The 20,306-nt window shown below is 70.9% G+C and carries 16 protein-coding genes; 12 read left to right on the forward strand and 4 right to left on the reverse strand.

Annotated elements, in window-relative coordinates; all coding sequences use genetic code 11:
- Positions 1-33: 33 nt before the first annotated feature.
- The 8 genes from metH to ABZ857_RS40235 all read left to right on the forward strand — a co-directional run bounded on the left by metH (position 34) and on the right by ABZ857_RS40235 (position 11,168).
- Entirely contained in the window at positions 34-3,495 is a 3,462-nt protein-coding gene (gene metH / locus ABZ857_RS40200; RefSeq protein ID WP_357054846.1) for a methionine synthase, read from the forward strand.
- Between the two features lie 80 nt (positions 3,496-3,575).
- Positions 3,576-4,217: an HAD family phosphatase gene (locus tag ABZ857_RS40205; RefSeq protein WP_357054849.1), complete on the forward strand. Its 642-nt coding sequence runs from the start codon at positions 3,576-3,578 to the stop codon at positions 4,215-4,217.
- An 85-nt stretch (positions 4,218-4,302) separates the two neighbouring features.
- The gene (locus tag ABZ857_RS40210) at positions 4,303-4,782 is read left to right on the forward strand and encodes a cellulose synthase (RefSeq protein WP_357054852.1); all 480 of its coding nucleotides are present in this window, start codon (positions 4,303-4,305) and stop codon (positions 4,780-4,782) included.
- Positions 4,783-5,148: 366 nt separating this feature from the next.
- Positions 5,149-6,147: an ABC transporter permease gene (locus ABZ857_RS40215; RefSeq protein WP_357054855.1), complete on the forward strand. Its 999-nt coding sequence runs from the start codon at positions 5,149-5,151 to the stop codon at positions 6,145-6,147.
- A gap of 72 nt (positions 6,148-6,219) precedes the next feature.
- Positions 6,220-7,989 carry an ABC transporter substrate-binding protein gene (locus ABZ857_RS40220; RefSeq protein ID WP_357054858.1) on the forward strand — a complete coding sequence of 590 codons (1,770 nt, stop codon included), beginning with the start codon at positions 6,220-6,222 and terminating at the stop codon, positions 7,987-7,989.
- Between the two features lie 109 nt (positions 7,990-8,098).
- The gene (locus tag ABZ857_RS40225) at positions 8,099-9,112 is read left to right on the forward strand and encodes an ABC transporter permease (RefSeq protein ID WP_357054861.1); all 1,014 of its coding nucleotides are present in this window, start codon (positions 8,099-8,101) and stop codon (positions 9,110-9,112) included.
- Entirely contained in the window at positions 9,109-10,134 is a 1,026-nt protein-coding gene (locus tag ABZ857_RS40230; protein WP_357054864.1) for an ABC transporter ATP-binding protein, read from the forward strand. The genes ABZ857_RS40225 and ABZ857_RS40230 overlap by 4 nt, the downstream gene beginning before the upstream one ends.
- The gene (locus ABZ857_RS40235) at positions 10,131-11,168 is read left to right on the forward strand and encodes a dipeptide ABC transporter ATP-binding protein (protein WP_357054867.1); all 1,038 of its coding nucleotides are present in this window, start codon (positions 10,131-10,133) and stop codon (positions 11,166-11,168) included. The genes ABZ857_RS40230 and ABZ857_RS40235 overlap by 4 nt, the downstream gene beginning before the upstream one ends.
- 207 nt (positions 11,169-11,375) lie before the next feature.
- Here the strand turns inward: ABZ857_RS40235 and ABZ857_RS40240 are convergent, their stop codons facing one another.
- From ABZ857_RS40240 to ABZ857_RS40250, 3 genes are all read right to left on the reverse strand, one after another.
- The gene (locus ABZ857_RS40240; protein ID WP_357054870.1) at positions 11,376-12,059 is read right to left on the reverse strand and encodes a response regulator transcription factor; all 684 of its coding nucleotides are present in this window, start codon (positions 12,057-12,059) and stop codon (positions 11,376-11,378) included.
- Positions 12,060-12,156: 97 nt separating this feature from the next.
- Positions 12,157-13,386, reverse strand: a complete 1,230-nt coding sequence (locus ABZ857_RS40245; RefSeq protein ID WP_357054873.1) for a sensor histidine kinase — start codon at positions 13,384-13,386, stop codon at positions 12,157-12,159.
- 86 nt (positions 13,387-13,472) lie between these two features.
- Positions 13,473-14,333, reverse strand: coding sequence for a RecB family exonuclease (locus ABZ857_RS40250; protein WP_357054876.1), 861 nt, complete (start codon positions 14,331-14,333; stop codon positions 13,473-13,475).
- A 160-nt stretch (positions 14,334-14,493) separates the two neighbouring features.
- On the opposite strand from ABZ857_RS40250, the gene ABZ857_RS40255 reads away from it, so the two are divergent.
- Positions 14,494-15,663, forward strand: a complete 1,170-nt coding sequence (locus ABZ857_RS40255; protein ID WP_357054878.1) for a site-2 protease family protein — start codon at positions 14,494-14,496, stop codon at positions 15,661-15,663.
- A gap of 187 nt (positions 15,664-15,850) precedes the next feature.
- The gene (locus tag ABZ857_RS40260) at positions 15,851-17,353 is read left to right on the forward strand and encodes an FHA domain-containing protein (RefSeq protein ID WP_357054881.1); all 1,503 of its coding nucleotides are present in this window, start codon (positions 15,851-15,853) and stop codon (positions 17,351-17,353) included.
- Positions 17,354-17,397: 44 nt separating this feature from the next.
- Here the strand turns inward: ABZ857_RS40260 and ABZ857_RS40265 are convergent, their stop codons facing one another.
- A complete protein-coding gene (locus ABZ857_RS40265; protein ID WP_357054884.1) occupies positions 17,398-17,988 on the reverse strand; it encodes a TetR/AcrR family transcriptional regulator in 591 nt (196 codons plus the stop codon).
- 52 nt (positions 17,989-18,040) lie between these two features.
- On the opposite strand from ABZ857_RS40265, the gene ABZ857_RS40270 reads away from it, so the two are divergent.
- Positions 18,041-18,946: a sugar kinase gene (locus tag ABZ857_RS40270; RefSeq protein WP_357054887.1), complete on the forward strand. Its 906-nt coding sequence runs from the start codon at positions 18,041-18,043 to the stop codon at positions 18,944-18,946.
- Positions 18,947-18,992: 46 nt separating this feature from the next.
- Positions 18,993-20,216, forward strand: a complete 1,224-nt coding sequence (locus tag ABZ857_RS40275) for an aminotransferase class III-fold pyridoxal phosphate-dependent enzyme (RefSeq protein ID WP_357054890.1) — start codon at positions 18,993-18,995, stop codon at positions 20,214-20,216.
- Positions 20,217-20,306: the final 90 nt, after the last annotated feature.

The following is a 20,306-nucleotide window of genomic DNA, read 5'->3' on the forward strand; positions in this document are numbered from 1 at the left end:
TATTCCATCCGGCGGGGCCGATAGGCTTGCTCCATGACCAGCAGACCGTCGTTCCGAAAAGTGCTGTCCGAGCGGGTTCTGATCGCCGACGGAGCCATGGGGACGATGCTGCAGTCCTACGACCCCACCCTTGACGACTTCCAGGGCCATGAGGGCTGCAACGACGTGCTCAACGTGAGCCGCCCCGACATCGTGCGGGCCGTGCACGACGCGTACCTGGAGGTGGGGGTCGACTGCGTCGAGACCAACACCTTCAACGCCAACCGCGCGGCCCTGGGCGAGTACGGCATCGAGGACCGCATCTTCGAGCTCTCCGAGGCCGGCGCGCGGCTGGCCAGGGAGCGCGCCGACCACTTCTCGACGCCGGACCGGCCCAGGTTCGTCCTCGGCTCGATGGGCCCCGGCACGAAGCTCCCCACGCTCGGCCACCTGCCGTACGAGACGCTGCGCGACGCCTATCGGGACAACGCCGCCGGCCTGATCGCGGGCGGGGCCGACGCCCTGATCATCGAGACCTGCCAGGACCTGCTGCAGGTGCGGGCGGCGGTCGTCGGCGCGAAGCGTGCGGTCGAGGCCGCCGGGCGGGACGTGCTGATCATCACGCAGGTCACCATCGAGACCAACGGCGCGATGCTGCTCGGCTCCGAGATCGGCGCCGCGCTGACCGCGATCGAGCCGCTCGGCGTCGACCTGATCGGCCTCAACTGCGCCACCGGCCCGGCCGAGATGAGCGAGCACCTGCGCTACCTGGCCAGGCACTCGCGGATCCCGATCTCCTGCATGCCGAACGCCGGCCTGCCGCAGCTCACGGCCGACGGCGCGTACTACCCGCTGAGCCCCGGAGAACTGGCGGACGCGCACGAGGCGTTCACCCGCGACTACGGGCTCGCGCTCGTGGGCGGCTGCTGCGGCACCACCCCCGAGCACCTGCGCCAGGTGGTCGAGCGGGTGGGCGGCCGCGCCCGCGGCGAGCGGCGGCCCCGCCCGGAGGCGGGGGCGGCGTCGCTCTACCAGCACGTGCCGTTCCGGCAGGACACCTCCTACCTCGCCATCGGCGAGCGGACCAACGCCAACGGCTCCAAGGCGTTCCGCGAGGCGATGCTGGCCGGCGACTACGAGGAGTGCGTGGAGATCGCCCGGGCGCAGGCCCGTGACGGCGCGCACATGCTCGACCTGTGCGTCGACTACGTCGGCCGCGACGGCGTCGCCGACATGAAGGAGCTGGCGTTCCGGTTCGCCACCGCCTCGACGCTGCCGATCGTGATCGACTCCACCGAGCCCGCCGTGCTGGAGGCCGGGCTGGAGATGCTCGGCGGCCGGGCCGTGGTCAACTCGGTGAACTACGAGGACGGCGACGGCCCGGACTCGCGCTACCAGAAGATCATGCGCCTGGTGAAGGAGCACGGCGCGGCCGTGGTCGCGCTGACCATCGACGAGGAGGGCCAGGCCCGCACCACCGAGGGAAAGGTGCGCATCGCCACCCGGCTCATCGAGGACCTCGTCAACACCTGGGGCATGCGGGTCGAGGACATCATCGTCGACTGCCTGACGTTCCCGATCGCCACCGGCCAGGAGGAGACCCGGCGCGACGGCGTCGAGACGATCGAGGCGATCCGCGAGCTCAAGCGCCGCTACCCGGGCGTGCAGACCACGCTGGGCGTCTCCAACGTGTCGTTCGGACTCAACCCCGCGGCCCGCATGGTGCTGAACAGCGTCTTCCTCAACGAGTGCGTCAACGCGGGGCTCGACTCCGCGATCGTGCACGCCTCCAAGATCCTGCCGATGAACCGCATCCCGGACGAGCAGCGGCAGGTCGCGCTCGACCTCGTGTACGACCGCAGGCGCGAGGGCTACGACCCGCTGCAGCGGTTCATGGAGCTGTTCGAGGGCGTGGACGCGGCGTCCATGAAGGCCGGTAAGGCGGCCGAGCTGGCCGGGCTGCCGCTGTGGGAGCGGCTCAAGCGGCGCATCATCGACGGCGAGCGCAAGGGCCTGGAGGCCGACCTCGACGAGGCCCTGGCCCAGCGGCCGGCCCTGGAGATCATCAACGACGTGCTGCTCGACGGCATGAAGGTCGTCGGCGACCTGTTCGGCTCAGGCGAGATGCAGCTTCCCTTCGTGCTGCAGTCGGCCGAGGTGATGAAGACGGCCGTGGCCTACCTCGAACCGCACATGGAGAAGGTCGAGGGCAGCACCAAGGGCCGCATCGTGCTGGCCACGGTGAAGGGCGACGTCCACGACATCGGCAAGAACCTCGTGGACATCATCCTGTCCAACAACGGCTACGACGTGGTGAACCTCGGCATCAAGCAGCCGGTGTCGGCGATCCTGGAGGCCGCCGAGGAGCACCGGGCCGACGTGATCGGCATGTCCGGCCTGCTGGTGAAGTCCACCGTGGTCATGAAGGAGAACCTCGAGGAGATGAACTCCCGGGGTCTGGACAGATACCCCGTGCTGCTCGGCGGCGCCGCCCTGACCAGGGCGTACGTCGAGCAGGACCTGGCCGACCTCTACCGGGGCGAGGTCCGGTACGCGCGCGACGCGTTCGAGGGACTGCGCCTGATGGACGCCTTCATGGCGGTCAAGCGCGGCGAGGACGGCGCGACGCTGCCGCCGCTGCGCGCGCGGCGGGTGAAGACCGGCGCGGTGCTGACGCGGACGGCGGAGGAGGACCTGCCGGCCCGCTCCGACGTGGCGGCCGACAACCCGGTGCCCACCCCGCCGTTCCTCGGCGACCGGGTGGTGAAGGGCATCCCGCTGGCCGACTACGCCGCCTTCCTGGACGAGCGGGCCACGTTCATGGGCCAGTGGGGCCTCAAGGCCGCGCGCGGCGGCGAGGGCCCGTCGTTCGAGGAACTCGTCGAGACCGAGGGCAGGCCCCGGCTGCGGATGTGGCTGGAGCGGCTGCAGACGGAGAACCTGCTGGAGGCCGCGGTCGCCTACGGCTACTTCCCCTGCGTGAGCGAGGGCGACAGCCTGATCATCCTGGACGGCGACGGGAAGGAACGGACCCGCTTCACCTTCCCGCGCCAGCGCCGCGACCGGCACCTGTGCCTGGCCGACTTCTTCCGCTCCCGCGAGTCCGGTGAGACCGACGTCGTCGCCCTCCAGGTCGTCACGATGGGCAACCGGATCAGCCAGGCCACGGCCGAGCTGTTCGCCAAGGACGCCTACCGCGAATACCTGGAGCTCCACGGCCTGTCGGTGCAGCTCACCGAGGCGCTGGCCGAATACTGGCACGCGCGGGTGCGGTCGGAGCTGGGCATCGGCGGCGACGAGTCGCTGGACGACATGCTGAAGGTGAACATCACCGGCTGCCGCTACTCCTTCGGCTACCCGGCCTGCCCCAACCTGGAGGACCAGGTGCAGGTCATGGAACTGCTCGACCCGGCGCGCATCGGCGTGACGCTGTCGGAGGAGTTCCAGCTCCACCCCGAGCAGGCCACCTCCGCCCTGGTCGTCCACCACCCCGAGGCGAAGTACTTCAACGTCTGACCGGCCGCACGGACGTTCACGCGCGCCCCTTACCATGTTGGTCCCCCCTGATCGGGGGTCTCGCCGGGGGAAGGGGCCACGTGGACGCCGTGCTGTTCGACATGGACGGGTTGCTCGTCGACACCGAAGGGGTGTGGTTCGAGGTCGAGACCGAGGTGGTCACCCGCCTCGGCGGGGCCTGGGGCCCGGAGCACCAGGAGCAGCTCGTGGGCGGTTCCTGGGACCGCACCGTCGCGTACATGCTGGAGCTGACGCAGGCCGACGTCGACCCCGCGGTGGTGGGGGAGTGGCTGATCGACGGCATGGAGAGCCGGCTGTCGAGAGGCGTCGTGCCCATGCCGGGCGCCCTCGACCTGCTGCGCGGGCTCGGCGACCAGGGTGTGCGCACGGCGCTGGTCACCTCGTCGCTGCGGACCATCGCCGACGCCGTGCTCAAGGCCGTCGGCCGGGAGCACTTCGAGATCATCGTGACGGCCGACGACGTCACGCGCACCAAGCCTCACCCGGAGCCCTACCTGACCGCGGCCGACCTGCTGTCGGTGGACCCGGAGCGGTGCGTCGCGCTGGAGGACTCGCCGAACGGCGTCGCCTCGGCGACTGCGGCGGGCTGCCGGGTCGTCGCCGTGCCGGGCGTCCTGCCCATCGCCCAGGCGCCCGGCCGGGTCGTCATGCCCTCGCTGCTCGACGTGGACGTGGACTTCCTGCGGTCGCTCGTCCGGTAGCGCGTCGTCCGGTGGCGCGGGCCCCCGCAAGATCGCCTGCCGAGTGCCAGGATGGGGGTACACCGCGACAAAGGGGGGCCCCGCCATGAATTTCACCGACATCGCCTGGCTGCCGCTGTGCGCCGGCCTCACCGCGGTGGGAATGGGGCTCAGCTATCTCGCCTTCCGGCGCAGGGGGGCGACCGCCGGCCTGCGGGCCACCGCCTGGTCCCTGCTGCCGCTGGCCGCCTACCTCACCGGCGCGCTGAAGACGCTCTGGAACATCGGCGCGGCGGTGGTGGGCTTCGTGACCGGCCTGGTCCTGTCGCCCGCCGTGTGGGCCGGGGTGATCCTGGCCGGGCTGTCGGCGCTGCTGTTCGTCGTCTCCGGCACGCTGCGCGGCCGTGCCCTGTCCCGGGCCCGTACGCCGCGGCAGGAGCCGGGTGGCGCCACCGCGGCGCCTGAGCGGCCTGCCTCGCCTAAAAAGGCACAGACGGGAAAGACGGCGCCACGACAGGTCGAACAGCCCGCCGGGGATGATTTCTCCGACATCGAGGACATTCTCAAGCGCCGCGGGATCAGCTGAGAATCCCACATCGTGGGACCAAGTTACCGACCAGTGCAATGTTACAGTTCCACGACATAATCGAAACGGGACGCGGACAAACCCTTCAAGATCAACACGAATGAGTTTCGCGTGAATCACAGTTGAGCCACAGGGCACCTCTGGGGACTGGTCAGCCCAGCTCAGACCATAGATTCTGCCTCCGGGGGTCGCACACCACGCGACCCCTTCGGACAATGTCGTCTGGGATCCAGGGGGCCTGCACCACATGGCCGTGCGAGGCAAGGTCGTAAGCGGCCGTCGCTTCTCCGTCGCCGGATCGATCCCGGGCTACCCCGAGCGCGTCACCGCGGGTGCGGTCCGCTCGGGCAGGGCGAAGGAGGATCGATGACCGCGCCGATGGACGTCACCGGTGGGGACACGCAGGCCACGCCGGAGGCCGTCGTCGACGCGGCGGGCGGGAAGGCGATCCAGGGCCGGTCCCTCGGTCAGATCGCCTGGATGCGTCTCAAGCGCGACAAAGTCGCGATGGCCGGCGGTGTGATCATCATCCTGCTGATCCTGGTGGCGGTCTTCGCGCCGTTGCTGGTGTCCTGGCTGGGGCACCCGCCCAACGAGTGGCACCGGGAGAAGATCGACCCCGCCATTCAGGCCCCGCTCGGCTCGTTCGGCGGCATGAGCTGGGACTACCTCTTCGGCGTCGAGCCGACGACGGGGCGTGACCTGTTCAGCCGGGTTGTCTACGGCGCCCGTGTCTCGCTGCTGATCGCGTTCTTCGCCACATTGCTCTGCGTGGTGCTCGGCACCGTGCTGGGCACCGTCGCCGGATTCTTCGGCGGCTGGGTCGACACGGTCATCAGCCGGCTGATGGACATCTTCCTCGCCTTCCCGCTGCTGGTGTTCGCGCTGGCGCTGGCGGGTGTCATCCCCGACAGCGCGTTCGGCCTGTCGGGGGACGCGCTGAGGATCAGCCTGCTGGTGTTCATCATCGGCTTCTTCAACTGGCCCTACGTCGGGCGGATCGTTCGCGGGCAGACGCTCTCCCTGCGAGAACGGGAGTTCGTCGACGCGGCCAGGAGCCTGGGCGCGCGCAACCACACGATCCTGTTCAAGGAGATCCTGCCCAACCTGCTGGCGCCGATCATGGTCTACGCGACGCTGCTGATCCCGTCGAACATCCTGTTCGAGGCCGCTCTGTCGTTCCTCGGAGTGGGTGTCAAGCCGCCGACCCCGACCTGGGGGGCCATGCTCGCCGACGCGGTGCACAAGTACAACGTGGCGCCGAACTACATGATCTTCCCCGGCCTGGCGATCTTCGTCACCGTGCTCGCGTTCAACCTGCTCGGCGATGGTTTCAGGGACGCCTTCGATCCCAAGGCCCGATAACGGCGTGCTTTTTCCCTAGTCAACGTACTCCCGAAGGCAATCAACAAACTCCTACAGAGGGGTGTCAGGTCGATGAAGTTAAGATCAATGGCGTCGGCGGTCGCGGTTACCACCGGTCTCGCCCTCGCCCTCGCCGCCTGCGGCGGCGGCGGTAGCAAGAGCGGCGGCAAGTCCGGCTCGGGCGGGGCGGAAGCGCCGTCCAGCGCGTACAACGCCGCGGTCACCCAGGTCGTCAACCCGTCCGACAAGGTGGGCGGAACGCTCCGCATGGGCATGCCGGGCGATTTCGACTCGGTCGACCCGGGTGACATGTACTACGCCTACTCGTGGAACTTCGCCCGCCTCTACAGCCGCGCGCTCACCATGTTCAAGCCGGTGCCGGGCAAGGAGGGCCTCCAGCTCGTCGGCGACCTGGCCGAGGACCTGGGCAAGCCGAGTGACGGCGGCAAGACCTGGACCTACAAGCTCCGCGAGGGCGTGAAGTTCGAGGACGGCACCCCGGTGACGTCCAAGGACGTGAAGTACGCCGTCGCCCGCTCGCTGGACAAGGACGTGCTGCCCAGTGGCCCGACCTACTTCAACGACTGGCTGGACCTGAAGGACTACACCGGTCCGTACAAGATGAAGGGCAAGCTCGACGACCTCAAGGCGATCGAGACGCCCGACGACCGCACCATCGTGTTCCACCTCAAGAAGCCGTACGGCGGTTTCGACTACTTCGCGATGCTCCCCGAGACCGCTCCGGTGCCGGAGGCCAAGGACACGGGCTCGAAGTACAAGGAGCACCCGGTCGCCACCGGCCCGTACATGTTCAAGAGCCACGACCTCGGCAAGCGGATCGAGCTGGTCAAGAACCCGAACTGGGACGCCGCCACCGACCCCAACCGCAAGCAGCTCAACGACTCCATCGAGGTGCTGCTGGGCCAGAACGAGGACGACCTCGACCAGCGCCTGCTCTCCGGCAAGATCGACGTCGTGATCAACAGCACCGGTGTCGGAGCCAACGCCCGCACGACCGTGCTGACCGATCCCAAGCACAAGCAGTACGCCGACTCGGCCGCGCTGTCCCGCACCTGGTTCGCGAACATCAACGGCGACGTGCCGCCGTTCGACAACATCCACTGCCGCAAGGCCGTGGTGTACGCGGCGGACCGGTCGGCGATCCAGGGCGCCTTCGGCGGTCCCGAGGCGGGCGGCGACATCGCCCTCAGCCTCATGCCGCCGGTGATGACCGGCTACCAGAAGATCGACCCCTATGGCATCGAGGCCCACCCCACCGGTGACCTGGAGAAGGCCAAGGAAGAGCTCAAGGCGTGCGGCAAGCCGGACGGCTTCAGCACCTCGGTCTCCTTCCGCAACGAGCGGGACTACGAGAAGCAGAGCGCCGAGGCGCTGCAGGAGTCGCTCGGCAAGGTCGGCATCAAGCTCGACCTCAAGGGCTACCCGCAGGGCGACTACTTCAAGCTCTACGCCGGCAAGCCCGACTTCGCCAAGAAGAACGGCCTGGGCATCATGCTCTACGGCTGGGCCGCCGACTACCCCGAGGGCTACGGCTTCTTCCAGCAGATCGTCGACAGCCGGACCATCCGCGCCGCCGGTAACACCAACCTCAGCGTGAAGGACCCGGAGATCGACAAGCTCGTCGACACGGCCGCGGCGGCGACGGACGACGCCACCCGTGAGAAGGCCTGGGCCGACGTCGACGCGAAGGTGATGGACGACGCGTTCGTCCTTCCCTACGTCTGGGCCCACAGCCTCTTCTACCGGCCGCCGACGCTCAAGAACGTCTTCGTCAGCCAGAACTGGGGCATGTACGAGTACCTCACCCTGAGCACCCAGTAGTCCGCGTTCCCGGGAGCTCTCAACGATCTCCCGGGAACCCCCTGGAACCCTCTGTCGAAGGCAGGTGAAGGTCTGACGGTCGGGCGGCCCGGCTGTCAGACCGAGATCAGTGGTCACATACATAATCAAGCGGCTGATAGCGGCTGTCATGCTGCTCTTCGTGGTAAGCATCGCCACGTTCGCTATCTTCTTTCTCGTTCCCCGGCTCGCCGGTATGTCTGCTGACGACCTCGCCTCTCGTTACGTGGGCAAGGCGGCCAACGCCGAGATCATCCACGACACGGCCGTCAGGCTGGGCTTCTACGACCCACTGGTCGTCCAGTACGGACGGTTCGTGAAGGGCATCTTCCTGGGCGTCGACCGGAACTACGGCCCCGGCGTGGAGCATTGCCCGGCCCCCTGCCTGGGCTACTCCTACGTCACGCAGAACCCCGTCCTGCCAGACCTGCTCGACCGCCTGCCGGTCACGCTCTCGCTGGCGTCCGGCGCGGTGGTGATCTGGGTGGTGTTCGGTGTGGCGACGGGCGTGGTCTCGGCGCTCCGGCGGGGCAGCTTCTTCGACCGGATGTCGATGGGCGTCGCGCTCGCCGGCGTCTCGCTGCCCATCTTCTTCACCGGCATCGTCTCTCTCGCGATCTTCAGAGACAAGCTCGGGCTCGTGGGCGACGTCGCCGACTGGGTCCCCATCGAAGAGGATCCGTTGACCTGGGCCAACAACCTCATCCTGCCGTGGGTGACGCTCGCGTTCCTCTACGCGGCCAGCTACGCCCGCATCACGAGGGCGGGCATGCTGGAGACGATGGGGGAGGACTACATCCGCACCGCACGGGCGAAGGGCCTTCCCGAGAAGGCCGTGGTGATGAAACACGGCCTGCGCGCCACGCTCACCCCACTCGTCACCATGCTCGGTCTCGACCTGGGCCTGCTACTCGGTGGCGCCGTCCTCACCGAGAGCACGTTCTCGCTGCCGGGCCTGGGCAAGTACGCCGTCGACGCGATCGGCCACAACGACCTTCCTCAGGTGATGGGCGTCACGTTGTTCGCGGCCGCCTTCATCGTCGTGGCCAACCTGATCGTCGACCTCCTGTACGCCGTCGTGGACCCGAGGGTGAGGCTGGGATGAGCTTCCTGGAACTGAAGGACCTGCGGATCCACTTCCCGACCGACGACGGCCTGGTCAAGTCCGTCGACGGGTTGTCGTTCACCCTGGAGCGGGGCAGGACGCTCGGCATCGTCGGCGAGTCCGGCTCCGGCAAGAGCGTGACCAGCCTCGGCATCCTCGGCCTGCACAAGGGCGGGCGCGCCCGCATCTCCGGCGAGATCTGGCTGGACGGCGAGGAGCTCGTCGGCGCCAGCCAGGAGCACGTCCGGACGCTGCGCGGCAAGAAGATGGCGATGATCTTCCAGGACCCGCTGTCGGCGATGCACCCGTTCTACACGGTCGGCGACCAGATCACCGAGGCGTACCGCATCCACAACGACGTCAGCAAGAAGGTCGCCCGCAAGCACGCGATCGACATGCTCGGCCGGGTGGGCATCCCGCAGCCGGAGCGCCGCGTGGACAGCTACCCCCACGAGTTCTCCGGCGGCATGCGGCAGCGCGCCATGATCGCGATGGCGCTGAGCTGCGACCCCGAGCTGCTGATCGCCGACGAGCCGACGACCGCGCTCGACGTGACCGTGCAGGCGCAGATCCTCGACCTGATGCGCGACCTGCAGCGCGACTTCGACGCCGCGCTGATCATCATCACGCACGACCTCGGCGTCGTCGCCGAGCTGGCCGACGACATCCTTGTCATGTACGGCGGCAAGTGCGTCGAGTACGGCACCTCCGAGGACGTCTTCGAGCGGCCCGAACACCCCTACACCTGGGGCCTGCTCGGCTCGATGCCACGCCTCGACCGCGAGCCGACCGAGCGGCTGATGCCGATCAAGGGCTCGCCGCCGTCGCTGATCAACGTGCCGTCCGGTTGCGCCTTCCACCCGCGCTGCGCCTTCGAGGAGCGTACGGGCGGCCAGGCCAAGACAGCGGTCCCCGAGCTGCTGGAGACCGAGGGCGGCCACCTCGTGCGCTGCCACCTGCCGCGCGAGCGCAGGCGCGCCATCTGGGAGAACGAGATCAAGCCGAACCTGGAGGCTTCGTGAACGAGGAGCCCTTGCTGTCCGTACAGGGGCTGGAGAAGCACTTCCCGGTCACGAAGGGCCTGCTCAAGCGGCAGGTCGGCGCGGTCAGGGCCGTCGACGGCGTCAGCTTCGACGTGAAGAAGGGCGAGACCCTCGGCCTGGTCGGCGAGTCGGGATGCGGCAAGACCACCACCGGACGCCTCATCACCCGGCTGATCGAGCCCACCGGCGGCAAGATCGTCCTTGAGGGCACCGACATCACGCACATGTCCCAGGGCCGGCTGCGTCCGCTCCGCCGGGACGTGCAAATGATCTTCCAGGACCCCTACAGCTCCCTCAACCCCCGGCACACGGTCGGCGCCATCGTGGGCGCGCCGTTCCGCATCCAGGGCATCAAGACCGAGCAGGGCACCAAGAAGGCGGTCCAGGAGATCCTCGAACTGGTCGGCCTCAACCCCGAGCACTACAACCGCTACCCGCACGAGTTCTCCGGCGGTCAGCGGCAGCGCATCGGCATCGCCAGGACGCTCGCGCTCAAGCCCAAGCTGATCATCGCGGACGAGCCGGTGTCCGCGCTGGACGTGTCGATCCAGGCCCAGGTCGTCAACCTGCTCGAGGACCTGCAGAGCGAGCTCGACCTCACGTACGTGGTGATCGCGCACGACCTGTCGGTGGTCCGGCACATCAGCGACCGCGTCGCGGTGATGTATCTCGGGAAGATCGTCGAGATCGCCGACCGCAAGGGCCTGTACGACACGCCGATGCATCCGTACACCAACGCGCTGCTGTCGGCGGTCCCGATCCCGGACCCGAAGCGACGCAAGGAGCGCGAGCGGATCAGGCTGCAGGGCGACGTGCCCTCCCCGCTCAACCCGCCGCCCGCCTGCCGCTTCCACACCCGCTGCTGGAAGGCGCAGGAGATCTGCAAGCAGGTCGAGCCGCCGCTGGAGACGCTCGCCCCCGGCCACCAGGTGGCCTGCCACTTCCCCGAGAACGCCCCTTCGGGCGGCACGGCCGCGGCCCCGCTGGAGACGGCCGCCGCGCCCGTGGAGTGAGTCTTTCCGCCGGTACGGCCCCCGCCGTCTTCCCCCCAGACGGTCCGCGGGAGCCGTACCGGCGGGGCGTTCCGCCACCTCGGTCACGCCCTGTCTCGACGGTATCGTGGCGCGCCCCCGCCCGGCATCGGCCTCCCGTACGGCTCGCGCCCGCGACCGCGGGAGGACCTGGCCCGCCTCGCTCCTCCCGTGGTCGTAGGCCGAAGGTCAGGAGAAGGCGCCGGGGACGATCAGGCCGGTCTCGTACGCGAGAACCACCGCCTGGACCCGGTCGCGCAGCCCCAGCTTGGTCAGCACGTTGCCCACGTGGGTCTTCACGGTCGTCTCGCTGACCACGAGCTGGGCGGCGATCTCGGCGTTCGACATGCCCTTCGCGATCAGGCGCAGCACCTCCAGCTCGCGCTCGGTGAGCCGGTCGAGCCGCGCGGGGGTGGCCTGCTGGTGCGCGGAGGGCAGCCGGGTGGCGAACCTGTCCAGCAGCCGCCGGGTGACGCTCGGCGCCACGATCGCGTCGCCGGCCGCCACCACGCGGATCGCCTGGACCAGCTCGTCCGGCGGCACGTCCTTGAGGAGGAAGCCGCTCGCGCCCGCGCGCAGCGCCTCCACGATGTACTCGTCCAGGTCGAACGTGGTCAGCACGAGCACCTTCGGCACGTGGGCGGTGGGGGCCGCCTCCCGTACGATGCGGCGGGTCGCCTCGATGCCGTCGGTGCCGGGCATGCGGACGTCCATGAGCACCACGTCGGGCAGCAGGGCCCGGGACTGCTCCATCGCCACCGCGCCGTCGCCCGCCTCGCCCACGACGGTGACGTCCGGCTCCGCCTCGAGGATGAACCGGAACCCGGTGCGCAGCAGCGGCTGGTCGTCGACCAGCAACACCCGGATCGTCATGATGCGTCCGTCCTGGGGTGGGCGGCGGGCCGCCGGGTGGAGGGGGACACCCTGATCGTCATCGTCTGTCCTTGAAGGGGCTCTGCGTGATGGGGCTTCACTTGAGGGGGCTGTGACTGAGGGGGCTGTGACTGAGGGGGAACTGGGCTCGGACCTCGAACCCGCCCCCGGTGCGGGGACCGATCCGCAGGACTCCACCATAGAGCGCCACACGCTCGCGGATGCCGACGAGGCCATGGCCCTTGCCCCCGATCCGCACCGACTCCTCCGCCGCGCCGCGCCCGTCGTCCTCGACGTGGATGGTCAGCTCGTTCGGCTCGTGCCGTACGGTGACCCAGGCGCGGGCGGCGGGCCCGGCGTGCCGCAGGCTGTTGGTCAGCGCCTCCTGGACGAGCCGGTAGGCGGCGAGATCCACCCCGGGCGGCAGGCCGCGCCGCTCGCCCTCGATCCACAGCTGGGTCCGCAGCCCCGCCTCGCGCATCTGCTCCACCAGCGCCGGCAGGTCGTGCATGCCCGGCTGCGGCCGGCGCTCGGCCGGGCCGTCGGTGCGCAGCACGCCGACGATGCTGCGCATCTCCGCCATCGCCGTACGGCCCATCTCCTCGATGGCGGTGAGGGCGTCCCGCGCGACGTCGGGCTTGGTGTCGAGCATCTTGCGGGCGGCGGCGGCCTGGACCGTCATCACGCTGACGTGGTGGGCCACGACGTCGTGCAGTTCCCGCGCGATGCGGGAGCGCTCCTCCGCCCGGGCGGCCCTGGTGTCGGCCTCCCGCGCCCGTTCCAGCCGGTCCGCCCGCTGGACCAGCTCCGCGAGGTAGGCGCGGCGCAGCCGCAGCGCCCGGCCGCACACCCAGCACAACAGCAGGACGGCGGTGACGACGACGTGGTCGGTCCAGGTCGGGGCGATGACCCCGGCGAGGGCGCTGGAGACGTAGGAGGAGAAGGCGACGACGAGGGCGGCCAGGCTCAGCGCCAGCCCCCGGTAGGCGGCCACCGAATAGAGCAGGACGAGCCCGCCGAACTCGCTCAGGCCGGGGTGGTAGTGGAGTGCGTCGAGCGCCGCCTGAGGGACGCAGGTGGCCACCAGCAGCACGAAGGGCCGGCTGCGCCGCAGGGCCACCGGCAGCGTGCAGGCCGCCGCCAGGATCAGGTTCATCGCGTCCGCCGGACGTGGCTGGACCGACCGCAGCCAGCCCGCCCCCTCTCCGAGGCCGGCCGCGGCGATCCACCACAGGGACGCGGTCGTCAGCACCACCGCGAGGATCGAGTCGGAGACCAGGGGATGAGCCCGAAGCCAGGACCGCGTACTGCCGGGGGTGGTGCGCACGTACCAAATCTAGGCGTTCGCCGTCCGCGTCCACCCTGCCCGGGAGGGATATCCCGCCTCCTCCCCACGGAGGAGCCCCACGGGCGTCACAGTTCGTCGCTGGCCGATCTCCTGCTGACACGGGCGGACAGCCCGGGCTCGCGGTCGGGCACGGGCGGCGGGGTGCCGCCGAACTCCGGGCAGAGCGCCTGGTGGTCGCACCAGTCGCACAGCCGGGAGCGGCGGGCGCGCCACTCGCGGGTGCGCACGGCGCGCTCGATGGCCGCCCACAGCGCCTCGACCTTGCGCTCGGTCGCCCGCAGGTCCGCCTCGTCGGGGACGTAACGCACGATCTCGCCGTTGCCCAGGTACATGAGCTGGAGCATCCGGGGGACCTGGCCGCCGCGCCGCCACAGCGCCAGCGCGTAGAACTTCATCTGGAACAGCGCCTTGGCCTCCCACTCGCGCCCCGGCGCCGTGCCCGTCTTGTAGTCCACGACCCGCATCTCGCCGGTCGGGGCCACGTCGAGCCTGTCGATGTAGCCGCGCAGCAGCAGCCCGCTGTCGAGCACGACCTCGACGTACATCTCGCGCTCGGCGGGCTCCAGCCGCTGGGGGTCCTCCAGCGTGAAGTAACGCTCGACCATGCCGCGGGCCTGCGCCAGCCAGGCGTCCCGCTCCCCGTCGTCCTCGAACAGCCCCGCGTAGTCGGGTTCCTCGGCGAGCAGCCGCCGCCACTGGGGTTCGAGCAGATCCTGCGCGGCGGCGACCGTGCGCGCCTCCGCGGGCAGGTCGTAGAGCCGTTCCAGCACGGCGTGAACGAGCGTGCCCCTGACCGCGGCGGCCGAGGGCCGCTCGGGGAGCTGGTCGATCACCCTGAACCGGTAGAGCAGGGGGCAGGTCATGAAGTCACCGGCCCGGGAGGGGGAAAGCGCCCCGATGATGGCGCGCTCTTCGGCGAGGGTCATGCCGGAACTGTAGGACACCGGGCCGACAGAACGCTCCCGCCCCGCCCTCCGGCGCCCTCACGGGGCCGATCGCACGGTACGCGACGGGCGGGCGAGCTCTTAGGCTGATCTCACCTCGCGGCGCGTAGCATCGAGGGGCGTGGGAGGGGAAGGCGGCCACATGAGCACACCGGTCAAGGAGTCCACCGGACTGCGGATGGGACGGCCGTTCGGCATCCCGGTCTACGTCTCGCCCACCTGGCTCATCGTGGCGGCGTTCATCACCTACAGCTTTCAGCCGCTCTTCGCCGCGAGCCTTCCCGGATACGGGGTCGTCGGCAGTTCCCTGGTGGCGCTGGTCTTCGCCGTCCTGCTGTACGTCTCGGTGCTGCTGCACGAACTGGCGCACTGCGTCGTGGCCAAGCACTACGGCCTGCCGGTGCGCCGGATCACCCTCTACATGCTCGGCGGCGTCTCGGAGATCGAGCGCGAGCCCGAGACGGCGGGCCGGGAGTTCAACGTCGCGCTCGCCGGGCCGCTGCTCTCGCTGGGCCTCGCGGTGATCGGTTACCTGGTCTCCGCGGTCGCGTTCGTGACCGGGCCCGTCGACCCGCTGTCCATGTTCATGCGCCCGCCCGACGGGCTCGTGGCGGTGCTGATCTGGCAGCTCTGGTCATCCAACCTGATCGTGGGAATCTTCAATCTCCTGCCCGGGCTGCCCCTCGACGGCGGCCGGATGCTGCGGGCCGCCGTGTGGAAGGTCAAGCGTGACGCGGGCACGGGCACGATGGCCGCCGCGTGGGTCGGCCGCGGCGTGGCGGTCGCGGTGGTCGTGGTGCCGCTCCTGACGAACCTGATGGCCGGGCAGGAGCCCGGCGTCGGGAGCATGCTCTGGACGGTGGTGCTGGCGTCCTTCATCTGGCTCGGGGCCTCCCAGTCGCTTCGGGTCGCCCGTGTACGGGCCCGGCTGCCGCAGTTGCGGGCCAGGGTGCTGGCCCGCCGGGCGATCCCGGTCACCGCCGAGGTGCCGCTGTCGGAGGGCCTGCGCCGGGCCCGGGAGGCCGGGGCGGGGGCCATGGTGGTGGTCGACCACGACGGGCGGCCGGTCGGCATCGTCAACGAGGCGGCGGTCAATGCCACTCCCGACCAGCGCAGACCGTGGGTGAACGTCGGAGCCCTGTCACGCACTCTGGAGCCCTCGCTCGTGCTCGGCGCCGACCTGGAGGGGGAGTCCCTGCTCGACGCCATGCGGGAGACCCCGGCGCCGGAGTATCTGCTCGTCGAGCGGGGCGGGGAGATCTACGGCGTGCTCGCCACAGCCGACGTGAACCGCATGTTCACCGGTGTGTGAGCGCGGCGTCGCAGGGGACTATGGTGCTGATCGAGACCGGGGCCAGGCGCCGTTCGGTCGCCCGTCGCGCGCTCCGGCAGGCCGGTTCATCACTCTTTTTTGCTACTTTCTGGGGTGATCGATCCGGCACATGGCGTGCCGGCGATGGTGCCGGTCATCCGGTGGCGTTTCCGGAGGGAGAACTTCTGTGACGGAACAGGGCGTGGGGGTGGTCCGCCCGCTGCCGGGGGAGGGCGTGGTCGCCCATCTGAACGGTTTGCTGCTCGTGTGCGCCACCGGCGGAGACCAGCCGGTCGAGGACCTGCTGGGCGCGCTGAGCGAGACCGCCACGACGGGTGGGGACGGCCGGGCGCTGGCCCGGCGGGTGGCCCAGGTCCTCGCGCGCGCCATGGACAGGTCGATCGGCGGGGAGCCGGTGGCCTGCGCGGTCGCCGGGCCGGCGGGGGGCGGCGTGGCGGTGCTGGTCAGCGGGGCCGCGTACGCGACCGTGTCGGGAGGCCCCGACGGCGAGGTCCGCCTCGCCGGGCACGACGCGCTGACCTGGACCGACCGTCTCGTCAACGGCCCGGTGTCCCGGGTCGAGCTGCGCCTGCCCGGGGCGGGCCCGGCGAGCTCGTACGCCAGGCTGGACGGCGGTGTGGTCACCGGAGCCGGGCTGGAGTGCGACTTCACCCGGCACGGCGACCTCGCCTTCCCGCCGCTGCCCCCGCGCCCGCCCCAGCCGCAGCAGGGTCAGCAGGGCGTCCAGCCCCCGCCCATCGGCGCGCCGGAGCCGATCGCCCCGCGCGGGCCCGTAGTGCCGTCGCCCGTGCCGCCGCCCGTGTCGCCGTTCCCGGCCGGTCCGATGCCCGGCGGCGGGCCGTCGCCCGAGCACGCGGCGCCGTCCCCGGGATCGTCCCAGCCGCTCGCGCCGCCGCCCGTCCAGCCGCCGTCCCACGTCTCCCAGCCGCTGCCGCCGCTGCCGCCCGCCCTCTCCGACCCGGGACCGGTGCACCACTCGGGACCGCAGCCGATGCCCCCGCTGCCCGAGCCCGCCGAGGACCGGGGGGCCCCGCTGCACGATTCGGGTCCCCACGACCTGGGCGGGCTGCCGCACGACCTGGGCGGACCGGACGGCCCGCCGAGCGGGCCGTTCGAGCCGGTGCCGCACGCACCCGCCGACGAGGAGCCGGGCGAGGCGACCCAGATGGACGCGGCGCCCGAGCCGGAGCAGCGGCCGATGGTCTACGGCGTCGACTGCAAGAACGACCACTTCAACGACCCGCGCGCGCCCTACTGCGCGGTCTGCGGGATCCCCATCGACCAGCGGGCGGTGGTGCCGTACAAGGGCCCGCGGCCGCAGCTCGGCGTGCTGCTGCTCGACGACGGCATGGCGCTGCCGCTCGAGGCCGACTACCTGCTGGGCCGCGACCCCGAGCGCGCGCCGGAGGTGCAGTCGGGCGAGGCCAGGCCGGCCAGGGTCACCAGCCCCGACGGCTCGGTGTCGCGCCGGCACCTGCGGGTCTTCCTGGACAACTGGGACGTCAACCTGCTCGACCTGGGCTCGGTGAACGGCACCCAGATCCAGCCGCCCGGCGACCCCAACTTCTACGACATCCCGCCGAACGAGCCGGTGCCGATCCTGCCCGGCACGACCGTGCGTGTCGGCGTCTCGCGCACGATGCGGTACGAGCCCCACCGCAGCGCCTGACGACCCCCCGAGGCCGCCGGGGCCACCGGCTCCCGGCGGCCGGATCAGGGGCGCAGCCGGTCGATCTCGCCCAGGATCAGCCGTTCCAGCCGCTCGCCGGTGACGTGCGCGGGATACAGCAACCGGTGCACGCTCAGCCCGTCCACGAGCGCGAGCAGCCGTTCCGCGACGTCCTCCAGGTCCTCGTCCGTACGGATCTCACCGGCCTCGGCGGCGGACCTGAGCAGGCTCGTCACCAGATAGCGGAGCTCGGCGGCCTCCCGCCGCTGGACCTCCAGCAGCCCGGGGCTGGTCAGGCTGCGCCCCCAGAAGCCCACCTCGAGCCCCGTCTCCCCGGCCCGCTCGTCGTCCAGGGGCACGTTGTCGAGCAGCAGTTCGCGCAGCGCCGCCAGGCCGGTGCGGCCCGACAGCTTCTCCCGCAGCCGGTCGGTGATCCGGCGATGGGACGCCTCCAGGGCCGACAATAGAATCTCGTCCTTGTCGGCGAAGTAGTGCGTGAGCACGCCGTTGGAGTAGCCGGCCTCCTTGGCGATGGCCCGCGTCGTCGCGGCCTCGATGCCCTCGCGCAGGATGACGCGGCGGGCCGCCGCGACGACCTCGCCCCTGCGCTCCTCGTGATTGACGATCTTCGGCATGCTCCATCACCTCGGTTGACATTTTAGTCGGGCGCCCGTCTATTATCCGCTCATGACGGTAGTGACGGTCGGCGTGCATATCGTCGACGTCCTGGCCCGCCCGGTCGAGTCCATCCCGGCCGGTCAGGACACCCACCTGCTGGAGCAGATCCGCATCACCGCGGCCGGCGCGGCCGCGGGCGCGGCCGTGGCCCTGGCGAAGATCGGCGTGCCGGTCGCCTCGATGGGCGCCGTCGGCGACGACGAGCTCGGCGACTTCCTCCTGATGATCATGGCGCGGCACGGTGTGGACGTGAGCGGCGTGGTGCGCAGGCCGGGGGAGCAGACGGCGGCCTCGATCCTGCCCATCCGTCCCGACGGTGGACGGCCCTCGTTCCACGTGCCCGGGGCCAACCTGGGCCTGGCGACCGCCGACCTCGACGCGGACCGTCTCACCGGCGCGAACGTCGTGCACCTCGGCGGCATGGACGTCACCTGGGGCCTGCACGACCCCGCCTTCTTCGCACTGCTCGACAAGGCCCGCGAGGGCGGCACGACCGTCACGCTGGACCTGCTGTCCAACATGCCCGACCTCATGCCCGGCGTCCGCGCGTTCCTGCCCCACGTCGACTATCTCCTGCCGAACGAGGAGCAGGCCCTCATGCTCAGCGGGGCGCCGACGCCGGAGGAGGCCGCGGCCGCGCTGCTCACCGAGGGCCCGAAGGGCGTGATCGTCACCCTGGGGGCGGCCGGCAGCCTCGTGGCCACCGCCGACGGGGTCACCCGTGTGCCCGCCCTGGACGTGCCGGTGGTCGACACCACGGGCTGCGGCGACGCGTACTGCGCCGGATTCGCCGCGGGACTGCTGCGCGGCCGGGACGTCCTCGGCGCCGCCCGCCTCGGCACCGCCGTCGCCGCCCGGGTCGCGGGCGGGCTCGGCTCCGACGCCGGGCTGGACGGCTCCATGCCGGACGCCTGATCCCCGCCCCACCTCTCCGATTCCCCCGATCTCAGGAGTGCCGCCCATGTCCGTCGACGCCTCCCTGCGGGCCCGTGCCGCGAAGGTCATCCCCGGTGGCATGTACGGCCACCTCAACGCGGCCCTGCACGGGGACCGCTACCCCCAGTTCTTCGTGCGGGCCGAGGGCGCCCGGCAGTGGGACGCCGACGGCCGCGAGTACGTCGACCTGATGTGCAGCTGGGGGCCGATGATCGTCGGCCACCGCAACCCGCGGGTGGAGGCCGCCGCCGCGGCGCAGCAGGCGGAGGGCGACTGCCTGAACGGCCCCGGCCCGGTCATGGTGGAGCTCGCCGAGCTGCTGGTGGACCTCATCCCCTCCGCCGACTGGGCCATGTTCTCCAAGAACGGCACCGACGCCACCACCCAGGCCCTGATGGTGGCGAGGGCGGCGACGGGCAGGACCAAGGCGCTGGTCGCCCATGGCGCCTACCACGGCGCCGATCCCTGGTGCACGCCCGGCCTGTCCGGGGTCACCCCCAACCAGCGGGCGGACACGATCGAGTTCACCTACAACGACCTCGCGAGCGCCGAGGCCGCCGCGGCCCAGGCGGACGGCGACGTCGCCGCCATCCTGGTCACCCCGTTCAAGCACGACTCGTTCGAGGACCAGGAGCACGCCGACGCGGAGTTCGCCCGGGGGGTGCGCGCGCTGGCCGACCGGATCGGCGCCGCGCTGGTCATCGACGACGTGCGCGCCGGGTGGCGGCTGGACCTGCGCGGCTCGTGGGAGCCGCTCGGCGTGCGCCCCGACCTGACGGCCTGGAGCAAGGCGATGGCCAACGGCTTCCCCATCGCGGCGCTCACCGGGACCGACGCGCTGCGCGGGGCGGCCCAGACGCTGTACTCGACCGGCTCCTTCTGGTTCTCGGCCACGGCCATGGCCGCCGCCAAGGCGACGATCGAGATCCTGCGCGAGACCGACGGCGTCGCGCTCATGCACCGGGCCGGGACCCGGCTGCGCGAGGGGCTCGCCGCCCAGGCGGCGGCGCACGGCTTCGTGGTCCGCCAGACCGGCCCGGTGCAGGTGCCGTGGCTGTCCTTCGAGGGCGACGACACGCTGGAGAAGGGCATCGCCTGGGCCGGGGCCTGCCTGGAGGAGGGGGTCTACCTCCATCCCTGGCACAACTGGTTCCTGTCGGCCGCGCACACCGACGAGGAGATCGACCGGGCCCTCCAGGGCACCGACGCCGCCTTCGCCAAGCTGAGGGCCGCGTACGGAGCCGGCTGAGGGACCCGCCGACACCGGCGTGGCCGGGGCGCCCCGACGGGCGTGCCGCGCCGTCCAACTGTGGTCCATCATTTTGGTGTGGGCGGAGCG

Origin of the sequence: Microbispora sp. NPDC046933 (assembly GCF_040644635.1) — a bacterium.
In the GTDB taxonomy this organism is placed as follows: Bacteria; Actinomycetota; Actinomycetes; order Streptosporangiales; family Streptosporangiaceae; genus Microbispora.